This window comes from Aureimonas sp. CAS (genome assembly GCF_059838215.1).
On sequence record NZ_CM187563.1, the window covers coordinates 645,697 to 658,662 of the forward strand.

Sequence of the window (12,966 nt, forward strand, 5' to 3'; positions counted from 1 at the left end):
CTATCTAACCGGCCAAGCTTTAAGGACCCATTTCGAGCTTCGCGAAGATGCGCGCGGTCGGCTCTGCGCGGCTCGCGCTTGCCTGCACCGCCGATGTGTCCCTTATAGTCGCCGGAGGCCCGCGACGTCGGGCGAGTCCTCGCTAAGAGGATTCGCGCTCCGGCGTCTGGAATCGAAGAGGTGGAGCGATCCCAGCCGCGTTCGAACGTCGGCGCCGGTCGTTCGAACGACGGGAGAGGTGATGCGAAAACTCCATTCCAACGCGACGGAGGCCCTGGCGGGTCTTCTGCGGGACGACATGACGATCATGGCGGGAGGCTTCGGCCTGTGCGGCATTCCCGAGACGCTGATCGGGGCGATCCGCGAATCGGGCGTGAAGGGGCTGACCGTGATCTCGAACAATGCCGGCATCGACGGCATCGGTCTCGGCGCGCTTCTGGAGACGCGGCAGATCGCCAAGATGATCTCGTCCTATGTCGGCGAGAACAAGATGTTCGCCCAGCAGTTCCTGGCGGGCGAACTGGAGGTGGAGTTCAATCCGCAGGGCACGCTGGCCGAGCGCATCCGCGCGGGCGGCGCCGGCATCCCGGCCTTCTTCACCAAGACCGGCTACGGCACCAAGATCGCCGAGGGCAAGGAGACCCGCGAGTTCGACGGCGAGCACTATGTGATGGAGCGCGGACTGTTCGCCGATCTGTCGCTGGTGCACGCCTGGAAGGGCGACCCGGAAGGAAACCTCGTCTATCGGAAGACCGCGCGCAACTTCAATCCGATGATGGCGACCGCCGCGAAGGTGACAGTCGCCGAGGTGGAGCATCTGGTCGAGGCCGGCGAGATCGACGGCGACCACGTCCACACGCCCGGCATCTTCATCAAGCGCATGATCCACGTTCCGGACGGCGTCAAACGCATCGAGCAGCGCACGGTGAGGAAGCGGCCCGGGACGCAAGCGCCGGCCGCGGCGGGGGAGGAAGTCTGATGGCCTGGACGCGCGAACAGATGGCGGCGCGCGCCGCCAAGGAGCTTCGGGACGGCTTCTACGTCAATCTCGGCATCGGCATCCCGACGCTCGTCTCCAACTATATTCCGGACGGCATGAGCGTTCAGCTCCAGTCGGAGAACGGCATGCTCGGCATGGGTCCGTTCCCCTATGAGGGCGAGGAGGATTCCGACCTCATCAACGCCGGCAAGCAGACGATCACCGAACTGCCCTCCACGAGCTTCTTCTCCTCGGCGGACAGTTTCGGGATGATCCGGGGCGGCCATATCGACCTGTCCATCCTGGGCGCGATGGAGGTGGCGGCGAACGGCGACCTCGCGAACTGGATGATTCCGGGCAAGATGGTCAAGGGCATGGGCGGGGCGATGGACCTCGTCGCCGGCGTCAAGCGCGTGGTCGTCGTGATGGAGCACGTCGCCAAGGCCAAGGACGGGACGACGAGCCCGAAGATCCTCCGGGAATGCTCGCTGCCGCTCACCGGCAAGGGCGTCGTCGATCTCGTCATCACCGATCTCGGCGTGTTCGAGGTGGACGAGAACGGCGGCGGGCTGACCCTCATCGAACTGGCCGATGGCGTGAGTGTCGACGAGGTGCGTTCGGCGACGGAGGCCGAGTTCGCCGTGGCGGACGGCCTGCGCTAGAACCTCGGACCGACAGCCCGTATCGACCGGGGGTGCCGGACCGGCGCCCCCGATCTGATCCAAGCGACCGGACGCACGACGACCCATGACATCCTTGACGTCGTCCGGCGCGGCCCGCCCGGCCGCCTCGGCGGGGCTGCTCCTGATCCTCACCTATCTCGGCTTCGTCAGCCTCGGCCTGCCGGACGCCGCCTACGGCGTCGCCTGGCCGTCGCTGCGCTCCGAGTTCGGGCTTTCGCAAGGCGCGTTCGGCCTCGGCCTTCTGACCGTCGCGATCGGCTTCCTGTTCTCCAGCCTGGCGGCCGGCACGCTTCTGGGACGGTTCGGAGCGGGTCGGCTCCTCGCCGTCTCCACCCTCGTCTCGGCGACGGGGCTCGTCGCCTTCGCCGCGTCGCCGTCCTGGCCGCTCTTCCTCGCCTCCGGGCTTCTCGTCGGAATCGGCGGCGGAGCGATCGATTCCGGGCTGAACGCCTACGCGGCGCGTCATTACTCGGCGCGCCAGATGAACTGGCTGCATGCGGCCTTCGGCTTCGGCGCCGCTCTCGGTCCGCTCGCCATGACCTTCGCGCTGACGAGCGGCGGCTGGCGTTTCGGCTACGTCGCGATCGCAGCGCTGATGGGCGCGCTGGGCGTCCTCTTCGTCGTGACCCGTCGCCGCTGGGCGAGCGAGGGCGCCGGCGACGCCGCGAGCGAGCCGGCCGCGCCGGTTTCGGTCGGGACGGCGCTGCGCCATCGCCTCGTCTGGCTGCAGACCGTGACCTTCTTCCTCTATGCGGGGATCGAGATCGGGGCGGGGCAGTGGGCCTTCGCCATCCTGACCCAGGCGCGCGGCTATTCGATCGAGGTCGCGGGCCTGTGGACGGGCGGCTTCTGGTTCGCCCTCTTCGCCGGCCGGCTGCTCCTCGGCTTCGGCGCCGATGCGATCGGCCCCGATCGTCTGATCCGCCTCGGCGCCTGGACCGCGCTCGTCTCCCTCGTCCTGTTTGCCATCGACCCGCTCGGCCTCGGCGTTCTCGGGCTCATGGCGGCCGGCTTCGCCTTCGCGCCGATCTTTCCGATGCTCATGCACCGCACGCCCCGCATGCTGGGGGCAGGGCTCGCGTCCCATTCGATCGGCTTCCAGGTCTCGGCGGCCATGATGGGGGGCGTCGCCGTTCCGGCCGCCGCCGGTTTCCTCGGCGGGGCCCTTGGCGTCTCCGCCATCCCCTACTTCTTCGCCGTCCTCGCTCTCCTGCACCTCCTGCTCGTCGGGGTCGGCCTGTCTCGAAGTGACCCAGCGGCATAACTCCGGGTTGTAGAATAGATGACGTCCTTTATCGGTTGGCTGTTTCAAGCTGATGATAGACGTTAAAAATTCGTTCCCGAACCGATGGGAGCTATTGATCGGCCCCTAAAGTAGTGCCACCGTGAGTTGCGTAACAACTCGCGTGGGGAGTAAGCGATGTCGCTGACGAGGCAGTTCAACACGAGGCCGCTCTACCAGCAGGTCGCGGACGAGTTCATCGCACGGATCGTCTCCAGGCAATGGGCGCCGGGCCAGGCGATCGAGAACGAGACCGAGATCGCGCGTTCGCTCGGCATCAGCCTCGGAACCGTCCGCAAGGCCTTCGACATCCTGTCGGAATACGAGCTCCTGGAGCGGCACCAGGGCAAGGGCACGATCGTCACCGATCTGGACAGCGGCCCGATGCGCGGGCGCTTCTCCAACATTTTCGATGCGGAGGGCCGCCGCGTCAGCGGAGAGATGACGCTTCACGACGTCTCGCTCGATTTTCCCTCGCCGCCGGTCGCCCAAGCCATGGGCATCAACGCGCGCACGCCCGTCGTTCGCTTCTCGCGCCGGCGCATGCATCTCGGGCGGTGCTTCATGGTCGAGGAGGTGCATCTGCGGGTGAACCAGGCCGCGCAGTCGCTCTCGCAGGATGAACTGGAGACGATCGCCCGGCAGCGCTGGTCGGGACAGGATCTGGCGACCCGGAAGGTGGAGGAGGTCGGCTCGGAACCGGCGACCGAAGCCGACATGCGGCTGCTCGGGATCGGGGAGTTCGATTCCGTCCTGACGCTGCGCCGCGTCGTCCTGTCCTATCAGGACCGCCCGCTGGAACTGCGTCAGGCCCGCTGCGTCCTCGGACCGGACCTCGTCTACCGCTCGCGCTGAGACGGCCGGGCCCGAGCGGTCCGGCGTTCGTGCGACCGAACGCGCAAAGGCCCGCTCTATCCTCTGCCGCAATTGCATGCTCCTGTCGCCCGTCGATCCCATCCTGGCGGGGCCGACCGTGACAGTGGCGAGCCGGGCGGGGTGGTCTTCCTGATGGCTCAAACGCAATCCCATGCGCTGCGCGGGCAGATCGGGCGGCTCGAACTCCTGACGCGGATGGTGCTGGCCATCCTGGCGCTCGGCTCCGGCGTCTTCACCTATATCGGCGTCAGCGACCTGATCGACGGCTCCCCGACGACCGTCTTCCTCGGAGCCATCATCTATTCGGTGGCCGTTTCCGTCGCGATCTACGGCTTCTGGACCTATCTCATGCGGATCACCCCGCATGTTCGCTCGGCGCGGGGCCGGGGGATGCTCTATGCCTCCATGGGCGTCGGGATCGTGATGATCATGGCGATGTCGGCCTGGCTGAACGCCGCCGCGCTGGCGGGCGGCGCGGCGCTCGAACAGCATCTTTCGGTGACCGCCGAGGAGTATCAAGGCAAATTGAACGAGGCGCACGAGAACGCGCTCGCCGCCCAGAGCCTGATTCCCGACATCCAGCTCGCCTCGCAGCGCTTCTCGCGCCTGGCCGACGAGGAGCGGTCCTCCGGTGCGCTGACCGGCACCTCCGGCTCCGGCACGGTCGTGCAGCTCCTGAGCCAGATGTCGGTCCAGCTCGACGGGCTCGCCGCCGAGATCGAGACCTCGCGCGCGAGGGTGCAGACGCTGTTCGAGGAGGGCGGCACGCGGCTCGGACAGATGCGCCAGCTCGTGGCCGGCGCCGGCCCGGTGAACGAGCGGTCCACAGCCTTCGCCGAGCAGGCGACCGCGCTTTCGGGCATCGTCGCCTCGCTCCAGCAGACCTCCGTCGCACCCGCCGTGCGCCGCGCCGCCGAGGATCTCGGCCGCTCCTACATCGCGCCGGTCGCCGGCGGTCTCGCCGAGGATCTGCGTCTTCGCCAGAGCGAGGTTCTCGTCCGGGTCGAGGAATCGGTGCGGCAGCAGAGCGCCGCGCTCGCGGCGGCGGCCGACGAGATTTTGGCCCGACCGGCGGTGGAGACGGTGCGCTTCACCCCGCTCTCCAAGCCCGATGCCGTGATCCGCTATGCGGGCGACTTCCTGCCCTCCTGGGCCGGTGCGATCGCGATCGACCTGATGCCCGCCGTTCTCGTCCTGATCCTCGTCATCACGCAGGACCAGATCCGCCGGGAGGACGGCGACGAGGCCGAGTATGCCGACATGAGCGCCGCCGACATGATGCGCGCCCTGCGGATCGAACGCTCCCTGGCGGCGGTGCGGACCGAGATCGCACAGGCCGAGCCCCAGGCGGCGGCCGAAGGCCCCCCGAACCTCGACGCACCGGAGGCGCCCGTCCAGCGCAACGAACCGGGCGCCGTGCCCCTGCCGCTGCGGCGGGGCGCCGGCCCGGCGTGATCGCGCAGGACCCGCCGCCCTCGCGCTTCGAACGCGCCGTCCTCTCGATCCCGGACGGCGCCGTCCTGCGCGGGATCTTCTTCGCCATCATCGCCCTGACGGGCTGGGTGCTCTACCAGGATTTCGAGGAGATCTGGCAGGCCGAGCGGGACGCGGCGCGCGTGACGCGCACCGATCCGCTCCCGCTGCGCCGGCCGGCGCCGGGCGACCAGCGCCGTCCCTATCTGCCGCGCACCATGCCGCTCGGCCCGGAGCGCGGCGTGCCGGTCCTCCCCGGTCACGGCCCCGTGGAGGGCGAGACGACCGGAGAGCCGATGGTCTTCGTGCGGCAGGCCGGCTCAAGCGACATCTCGGCCATCGGCCGGATCGATCCGGGCACGGCGGGGCAGCTGGAGGCGTTCCTGTCCGGCGAGGGGGAGGGCGCGACGGTTCTCCACCTCCACTCGCCCGGCGGCTCGGTGCTCGACGCCATCGCCATGGCGCGCACGATCCGCGCGGCGGAACTGGAAACGGTCGTGCCGGCCGACGGGTACTGCGCCTCGGCCTGCCCGCTCGTCTTCTCGGGCGGCGCGCGCCGGTCCGCCGGCCGGAATGCGTGGATCGGCGTCCATCAGGTCTACGCGGCGGAGGCGGAGAGCGCGGTCCGCGAGCGCGACGTCGATCGTTCCATCTCCGACATTCAGTCGACGAGCGCCGACGCGCAGGATCTTCTGATCGAGATGGGCGTCGATCCGCGCCTCTGGATCCACGCGATGCGAACGCCGCCCCGCGAGCTCTACGTGCTCACACCGGAGGAACTGTCCGAGTTCGACCTCGTGACGCCGCCCGAGGGAGACGACGAGGAGGAGACGGGCGAGGAGGACACGGCCGGCGAGCCGCCCGAAGCGGCGAGTTGATCCTCCACGGCTTGGCGATCCGGTCGCTGCTGCGCTATAAGGCGCCTCGCGCGGACGCCCTTGCGGCCTTTGCGTTTTGCGGGTGTGGTGAAACTGGTAGACGCGCCGGACTCAAAATCCGGTTCCGAAAGGAGTGTCGGTTCGATTCCGACCACCCGCACCACCGATCCGGGCGTTCGGCGGCGGATGCGGCCGCGAGACCGGCAAGCGTCGTTTCGGCCGTCTCTCTTTCACGCCCGCTCTGGCGCTCCCGTTTCGGCGTGCAGCACGCGATGGTCGAGGAAGTAGCGGGCGAAGAACGGAAGGCTGGCCGCCCCGAGCTCGCGCGCGGTTCGCCCGATCGTGCCCTCCGCCACCTGCAGCTCCGTCAGGCCGCGCGCGTCCAGCGCGGACAGGCTCTTCCGGGTGGCCGCGACGAGACGGGCGCGGATGTCGGGAGTAAAGCTCCCGTCGATGACAGCGGCGTCGAAATCGTAGACCGCGCTGGCGCTCAGCGCGGCATGGGCCAGCCCCGAGGCCGCGCGGTGGATCCAATCCTCGAGGAGCGGTCCGAGCAGGCTCCAGTCGGCATCGCTGCGCCACAGGTCCCGGCCGCCGAACTGCGCCTCGATCGCCGCCTTCTCCAGAACGTGGACGGAGGCCTCCTGGATCAGCTGGCAGAACCCGCCGCCTTTCGCCGGCACCGGAAGGGAGCCGAGCGCGCCCGCATTGCCCGTGCGGCCGGGCACCAGCCGTCCGTCGATGACGATGCCGCCGCCGACGAAGGCACCGACGAAGAAATAGACGTAGTCCGAGAGGCCGGCGGTGCCGAAGGCCTGCTCCGCGCCGCAGGCGGCGGTCGCGTCGTTCGCGGAAAAGGCCTCGAGGCCGGTCGCGGCCTCTAGATCCTCGGCGATGCCGCCCCGGCGCCACTCGGCGCCTTCCTCCGGCGTCGCGTTGTTGGACAGCGCCCACGCCCACAATTCCGACGGCATGCCGACCCCCAGGCCGGCGATGCGGTGCCGGTCGGCCGGCTCCAGGGTTTCGATCAGGGCCGAGGCCGCCTGCGAGGCGAAGTCCACGACGCCGGATCGGCGGGGATAGTCGTAGGTCACCGCGCGGTGGGCCAGAAGCGTGCCGGCGAAATCCATCAGCACCATCTCGCTGGTGCGCCGCCCGATCTTCAGGCCGAGCGAGAACGCGCCCTTCGGGTTGAGGCTCATCGGGACGGAGGGCTGGCCGACGCGGCCCTTGCGCGGGGCGCCCGCGAGCACGAGCCCGTCCCGCTCCAGAGCGCGGATGAGGACGCTCGCGGTCTGCGCCGAGAGGCCGGACTGGCGCGCGATCTCGGCCTTGGCGAGCGCTCCGTGGCGGCGGATGAGGGACAGGACGACGCGTTCGTTGTGAGCGCGCACGCCCGCCTGGTTCGAACCCCGGATCGGCGTCTGACCCAGGCCCGCGCCGCGTAGCACCCTGTGCGGCGCCGCCGGTTCGCTCATCTCCGTCGTCCTCCCGGTCGGAGGCCGGGGCCTCCATCCGCCGATAAGTAAATCCAAGTGATTTATGTTGACAAGGGCCGTTCGCCGTCGTTCCATGCGGTCAGGCCCGGAAGGAGGATCGAGCCGGCTCGTCGCCGGCCTCCGGGCGATCGGGAGGTTTCATGAAGTTCCGTCACTCGCTGGCGCTCGGCGCCGCTTTCGCCGCGCTCTGTTCGGTCCCGGCCCTGGCGCAGGACCAGACGACCGTCTGCCTCATCACCAAGACCGACACGAACCCCTTCTTCGTGACCATGCGCCGCGGCGCCGAGCAGAAGGCGGCCGAGCTCGGCATCAATCTGCAGTCCTATGCCGGCCGGATCGACGGCGACCACGAATCCCAGGTCCAGGCGATCGAGAGCTGCATCGCCGCCGGCGCCAAGGGCATTCTGATCACCGCGTCCGACACGCGCGCCATCGTGCCCGCGATCCAGCAGGCGCGCGAAGCCGGCCTCCTCGTCATCGCGCTCGACACGCCGCTCGAGCCCCTGGACGCGGCCGACGCCACCTTCGCGACCGACAACCGCGCCGCGGGCGTTCTCATCGGCGAATGGGCCCGCGCCAAGATGGGCGACGAGGCCGCGAACGCGCGCATCGCCTTCCTCGACCTCACCCCGTCGCAGCCCTCCGTTGCCGTCCTGCGCAACCAGGGCTTCATGGAGGGCTTCGGGATCGAGGTGAACGATCCGGACGTCGTCGGCGACGAAAGCGACGAGCGCATCGTCGGCTTCGACATGACCAACGGCAACGAGGAGGGCGGCCGCCAGGCGATGGAGAACCTTCTCCAGCAGGACCCCGGCATCAACCTCGTCTACACGATCAACGAGCCGGCGGCGGCCGGCGCCTACGAGGCGCTGCGCTCCGTGGGGCTGGAAGGGCAGGTGACGATCGTCTCGATCGACGGCGGCTGCCCCGGCGTCCAGAACGTCGAGGAGGGGATCATCGGGGCGACCTCCATGCAGTATCCGCTCCAGATGGCGGCCCTCGGCGTCGAGGCCGTCGCGGCCTTCGTGGAGAGCGGCGAGACGCCCGAGACGACCGAAGGGCTCGACTTCACCGACACGGGCGTCGACCTCGTGACCGACGAGCCGGCGGACGGCGTGGAATCCATGACCTCCGCGCAGGCCAAGGATCTCTGCTGGGGCTGACGGCCACGGGCAAGGGCCGGCTCGCCCGGTCCTTGCTTTGACATGATCCGTCATCGCCGCTCCGGTTGCAGCCGGCGATGACGGAAAGTCCTTCTAACGGGCCGTTCGGCCGCTCGCTTCGCCGAGCTTGAACCGCGCCCACGACGTCGCGAGCTGGGACGGGAGCCCTCGATGACCGAGACGAGCCAGGGGCGCGGCGAACGCGCCACCGATTACGAGACCGCCGGGGTGAGGGGCGCCAGCGCGCAGGTCGCGGAATTCGCGCCGCAGACGACCCCGCTCGGCCGTCTCCAGCACATGCTGCACGCCAATCCGACCATGGTGCCGGTTCTGGTGCTGATCTTCGGCATCGGCATCTTCGGCATGATCGTCGGCGAGCGCTTCTTCAATTCCTTCACGCTCACCCTGATCTTCCAGCAGGTCGCGATCGTCGGCATCATCGGCATCGCCCAGACCCTGATCATCCTGACGGCGGGCATCGACCTGTCGGTCGGCGCCATCATGGTCCTGTCCTCCGTCGTCATGGGCCAGTTCGCCGTCAATTACGGCATGCCCGCGCCGCTCGCGCTCTTCTGCGGCCTTCTCGTCGGCACCCTGTGCGGCGTCATCAACGGGCTGCTCGTCTCGCTGGTGAAGCTGCCGCCCTTCATCGTCACACTGGGCACATGGTTCGTGTTCGAGGCGGCGAACTTCATATGGACGCAGAACGAAACGATTCGGGCGCAGGACGTTGCCGCCGCCGCCCCGCTGCTGCAATGGCTGGGCACGACCTTCCGGATCGGCGGCGCGGTCATCACCTATGCCGTGGTCGCGGCCGTCCTCCTCGTTCTCCTCTTCTACTACATCCTCAACCACACGGCCTGGGGCCGGCACGTCTACGCCATCGGCGACGAGCCGGACGCCGCGCGCCTGTCGGGCATCAAGACGAGCCGGGTCCTCGTTTCGGTCTATGCCGTGGCAGGCCTCATCTGCGGCTTCGCCGGCTGGGCGCTGATCGGGCGGCTCGGCTCGGTTTCGCCGACGTCGGGCTACGAGGCCAACATCCAGTCGATCACCGCGGTCGTCATCGGCGGCACCTCGCTCTTCGGCGGGCGCGGCTCCGTCGTCGGGACGCTGATCGGCGCCCTCATCGTCGGCGTCTTCGCCATGGGCCTGCGCATCTGGGGCACGGACCCGCAGTGGACGCGGCTCACCGTCGGCGGCCTCATCATCCTCGCCGTCGCGATCGACCAGTGGATCAGAAAGGTCTCGGCATGAGCGAACCGGTTCTCTCCGCCCGCAATCTGCAGAAGCGCTACGGCCGCGTGGTGGCGATCGACAACGCCGATTTCGACCTGATGCCGGGCGAGATCCTCGCCGTCATCGGCGACAACGGCGCGGGAAAGTCCACGCTGATCAAGGCGCTGACGGGGGCCGCGCAGCCCGATGCCGGCGAGATCCGCCTCGACGGCAAGGCGGTGACCATGGCCGATCCGCAGGCGGCGCGGGACCTCGGCATCGAGACCGTCTACCAGAATCTGGCTCTGTCGCCGGCTCTCTCGATCGCCGACAACATGTTCCTCGGGCGCGAGATCCGGCGCGACGGCTTCGCCGGTCGGGTCCTGCGGATGCTCGACAAGCCGAAGATGCGCAGGATCGCGCGCGAAAAGCTGTCCGACCTGGGGCTGACCACGATCCAGAACATCGACCAGCTGGTGGAGACGCTGTCGGGCGGGCAGCGTCAGGGCGTGGCGGTGGCGCGCGCCGCCGCCTTCGGCTCGAAGGTGCTGATGCTGGACGAGCCGACCGCCGCGCTCGGCGTGAAGGAATCGCGCCGCGTGCTCGACCTCATCCTCGAGGTCCGCTCGCGCGGCCTGCCGATCGTCCTCATCTCCCACAACATGCCGCATGTCTTCGAGATCGCCGACCGCATCCACATCCACCGGCTCGGCAAGCGCCTGTGCGTGGTGAATCCGAAGGACATCTCCATGTCCGACGCGGTGGCGCTGATGACGGGCGCGAAGGCGCCCGAGGCGCAGATGCTGGCGGCCTGATCGGCCAGAGCCTCAGAACCCCTCCGGGCCTCAGGCCTCGCGGCCGTCCTTGCCGTCGAGCGGCAGGACCGGTTCGACGCCCATGAGGCGCAGCATCTGCTCGCTCGGCCGGAACTCGGGCACGGTCGAGGCGAGAAGACGCAGGGCGGCGGGAAGGTCGCGCGCCTCGATCAGCCGCGCCAGCTCGTCGAAGATGCGCGTGACGATGGCCGGCTCGATGGCGCGCGGGAAGGCCATGAGGATGCCGTCCACGCCGGTCTGGACCAGCGTTTCGCGCCGGTCGAAAAGCTCCTCGAACATCTTCTCGCCGGGACGAAGCCCCGTGTAGACGATCTTCACGTCGGCCTCCGGGCGCAGGCCGGAGAGGCGGATGAGGTTGCGGGCGAGGTCCGCGATCTTCACCGGCGCGCCCATGTCGAGCACGAAGAGCCGTCCCCGCTCAGTCGGGTTGGCGAGCCCGTAGGCGGCGGACTGGAGGACGAGCACGCACGCCTCCGGGATGGTCATGAAATAGCGCTCGATCTCGGGATGCGTGACGGTGAGCGGGCCGCCCGCCTTCAACTGCTTCTCGAACAGGGGCACGACCGAGCCCGCCGAGCCGAGGACGTTGCCGAAGCGCACGGTCATGAAGCGCGTGCCGTTCTCTTTCGGGTTCAGATCCATCGCCTGGCAGAACATCTCCGCCATGCGCTTGGCGGCACCCATCACGTTGGTCGGGTTCACCGCCTTGTCGGTGGAGACGAGGACGACCGCGCGGACCCTCGCGCGGATCGCGGCTTCGGCGACGTTGCGCGTGCCGACCGCGTTGGTGAACAGGCCTTCGAGCGGCTGGGCCTCGACGAGCGGCACGTGCTTGAGCGCCGCGGCGTGGAAGACGACGTCGGGCCGCAGATCCTCCATCAGCCGCTCGACGGACGGCGCCTCGCGCACGTTGCAGAGCCGCGCGATGCACTGCATCTGCGGAAAGCGGTCGCGCAGCTCGATCTCCGCCGAATAGAGGAGAAACTCGCTCGCATCGGCCAGGATGAGGACGGAGGGCGAGAAGAGGGCGATCTGGCGGGCGAGCTCCGAGCCGATCGAGCCGCCGGCGCCGGTGATCAGGACCCGGCGGCCTTCCAGCATCGCGGCGATGCGCGGCGCGTCGAGCTCGACGGGCGGGCGCTGGAGCAGATCCTCCAGCCGCACGGGCTGGAGTTCGATCTCGCTGTCGAGCCCGTGGATGTCGAGCATGTCCGGGAGCCGCAGAAGCTCCAGCTTCCAGTCGGAGCTGAGCTCGACGAGCTCGGAGAACGGAACGTGCGCCTCCACGTCGTTGCGCGAGCGCGCCAGGATCAGGGCGTCGGGCGCCCGGCCGCGCGCCCGCAGCTTCTCCAGCATCTCCGGCAGGCCGTCATAGGCCACGATGGGCACGCCCCGGATGAAGCGGCCTGCCCGCCGACCCCGTTCGTCGATGATCGCCTCGACCTCGAAGGCCGACTTGGAGCGCTCGGAGAGCGTCTTCAGGAAGAGATCGGCATCGTCCGAGGCTCCCAGAAGGAGGACGCGCCGACGGGGAAAGGGGTTCTTGATCCGGAACCGTCGCACGTCGCGGGCGTCGCGGTAGAGCCGGTAGAGGACGCGTGGGCCGGCAAGGCCCAGAATGAGGAACGCCCAGGTGATCGCCATCGAGGAGCGCGGAACCATCTCCAGCGGCCGAAGCAGGAAGATCGCGACGATGGAGATCACCACCGAAAGGGAGGCGACCTTCACGATCGCCAGAAGATCGGGCAGGGACGCGTAGCGCCAGACGCCGCGGTTCATGCCGAAGGTCAGGCCGATGCAGCCGACGAGGAGGCCGAACAGGCCCGCCGCGATCAGATAGTCGTAGACCTCGGAGCCCATAGCCCGCACGTCGATCCGCAAGGCAAAGCCCAGAACGAACGCGCTGATCCCGACGATGATGTCGTGAAGAAAGGCGACGCGGCGGGCCGTCACGATCCGCTGCAGAAAGGATGCCGCCGACATCTCGCTCATGGGCCTGCCTTCCGGTTGCGCGCGTCGCTCTAGCCGAGCGCGGCTCGATCGCCGTGTCTCCAGCCCGTCCGGCCAATATCGGCCGAG

General features: G+C 68.9%; 11 protein-coding genes and 1 tRNA gene. 10 read left to right on the top strand and 2 right to left on the bottom strand.

Annotation, left to right across the window (positions count from 1 at the left end):
• Positions 1-241 precede the first annotated feature (241 nt).
• From AC6R2M_RS02955 to AC6R2M_RS02985, 7 genes are all read left to right on the top strand, one after another.
• Positions 242-979, top strand: coding sequence for a CoA transferase subunit A (locus AC6R2M_RS02955; protein WP_500485350.1), 738 nt, complete (start codon positions 242-244; stop codon positions 977-979).
• On the top strand, positions 979-1,641 hold the full coding sequence (locus AC6R2M_RS02960) for a 3-oxoacid CoA-transferase subunit B (protein ID WP_500485352.1): 663 nt from the start codon (positions 979-981) through the stop codon (positions 1,639-1,641). Before AC6R2M_RS02955 ends, AC6R2M_RS02960 begins: the two co-directional genes overlap by 1 nt.
• Before the next feature lie 85 nt (positions 1,642-1,726).
• On the top strand, positions 1,727-2,926 hold the full coding sequence (locus tag AC6R2M_RS02965) for an MFS transporter (protein WP_500485354.1): 1,200 nt from the start codon (positions 1,727-1,729) through the stop codon (positions 2,924-2,926).
• Between the two features lie 156 nt (positions 2,927-3,082).
• Positions 3,083-3,799: a GntR family transcriptional regulator gene (locus AC6R2M_RS02970; protein ID WP_500485356.1), complete on the top strand. Its 717-nt coding sequence runs from the start codon at positions 3,083-3,085 to the stop codon at positions 3,797-3,799.
• Between the two features lie 153 nt (positions 3,800-3,952).
• The gene (locus AC6R2M_RS02975; protein ID WP_500485358.1) at positions 3,953-5,275 is read left to right on the top strand and encodes a hypothetical protein; all 1,323 of its coding nucleotides are present in this window, start codon (positions 3,953-3,955) and stop codon (positions 5,273-5,275) included.
• Entirely contained in the window at positions 5,272-6,171 is a 900-nt protein-coding gene (locus AC6R2M_RS02980; protein WP_500485360.1) for a COG3904 family protein, read from the top strand. The genes AC6R2M_RS02975 and AC6R2M_RS02980 overlap by 4 nt, the downstream gene beginning before the upstream one ends.
• A gap of 78 nt (positions 6,172-6,249) precedes the next feature.
• Positions 6,250-6,334: transfer RNA gene (locus AC6R2M_RS02985), tRNA-Leu, on the top strand.
• Between the two features lie 67 nt (positions 6,335-6,401).
• On the opposite strand, the gene AC6R2M_RS02990 is transcribed toward AC6R2M_RS02985, so the two are convergent.
• On the bottom strand, positions 6,402-7,649 hold the full coding sequence (locus AC6R2M_RS02990; RefSeq protein WP_500485362.1) for an ROK family transcriptional regulator: 1,248 nt from the start codon (positions 7,647-7,649) through the stop codon (positions 6,402-6,404).
• Between the two features lie 161 nt (positions 7,650-7,810).
• Between AC6R2M_RS02990 and AC6R2M_RS02995 the strand changes: the two genes are divergently transcribed.
• The 3 genes from AC6R2M_RS02995 (at position 7,811) to AC6R2M_RS03005 (ending at position 10,866) form a co-directional block, all read left to right on the top strand.
• Complete coding sequence (locus AC6R2M_RS02995; protein WP_500485364.1) at positions 7,811-8,833, top strand: sugar ABC transporter substrate-binding protein; 1,023 nt, start codon at positions 7,811-7,813, stop codon at positions 8,831-8,833.
• Between the two features lie 171 nt (positions 8,834-9,004).
• Positions 9,005-10,090, top strand: a complete 1,086-nt coding sequence (locus AC6R2M_RS03000; RefSeq protein ID WP_500485366.1) for an ABC transporter permease — start codon at positions 9,005-9,007, stop codon at positions 10,088-10,090.
• Positions 10,087-10,866: an ATP-binding cassette domain-containing protein gene (locus AC6R2M_RS03005; protein ID WP_500485368.1), complete on the top strand. Its 780-nt coding sequence runs from the start codon at positions 10,087-10,089 to the stop codon at positions 10,864-10,866. Before AC6R2M_RS03000 ends, AC6R2M_RS03005 begins: the two co-directional genes overlap by 4 nt.
• Before the next feature lie 30 nt (positions 10,867-10,896).
• On the opposite strand, the gene AC6R2M_RS03010 is transcribed toward AC6R2M_RS03005, so the two are convergent.
• A complete protein-coding gene (locus AC6R2M_RS03010) occupies positions 10,897-12,879 on the bottom strand; it encodes a polysaccharide biosynthesis protein (protein WP_500485370.1) in 1,983 nt (660 codons plus the stop codon).
• Positions 12,880-12,966 lie beyond the last annotated feature (87 nt).

Bases quoted from the DNA above. Each gene is read 5' to 3' on its own strand.
- AC6R2M_RS02955 (WP_500485350.1), top strand. From the start codon at position 242: ATGCGAAAACTCCATTCCAACGCGACGGAGGCCCTGGCGGGTCTTCTG.
- AC6R2M_RS02960 (WP_500485352.1), top strand. From the start codon at position 979: ATGGCCTGGACGCGCGAACAGATGGCGGCGCGCGCCGCCAAGGAGCTT.
- AC6R2M_RS02965 (WP_500485354.1), top strand. From the start codon at position 1,727: ATGACATCCTTGACGTCGTCCGGCGCGGCCCGCCCGGCCGCCTCGGCG.
- AC6R2M_RS02970 (WP_500485356.1), top strand. From the start codon at position 3,083: ATGTCGCTGACGAGGCAGTTCAACACGAGGCCGCTCTACCAGCAGGTC.
- AC6R2M_RS02975 (WP_500485358.1), top strand. From the start codon at position 3,953: ATGGCTCAAACGCAATCCCATGCGCTGCGCGGGCAGATCGGGCGGCTC.
- AC6R2M_RS02990 (WP_500485362.1), bottom strand. From the start codon at position 7,649: ATGAGCGAACCGGCGGCGCCGCACAGGGTGCTACGCGGCGCGGGCCTG.
- AC6R2M_RS02995 (WP_500485364.1), top strand. From the start codon at position 7,811: ATGAAGTTCCGTCACTCGCTGGCGCTCGGCGCCGCTTTCGCCGCGCTC.
- AC6R2M_RS03000 (WP_500485366.1), top strand. From the start codon at position 9,005: ATGACCGAGACGAGCCAGGGGCGCGGCGAACGCGCCACCGATTACGAG.
- AC6R2M_RS03005 (WP_500485368.1), top strand. From the start codon at position 10,087: ATGAGCGAACCGGTTCTCTCCGCCCGCAATCTGCAGAAGCGCTACGGC.
- AC6R2M_RS03010 (WP_500485370.1), bottom strand. From the start codon at position 12,879: ATGAGCGAGATGTCGGCGGCATCCTTTCTGCAGCGGATCGTGACGGCC.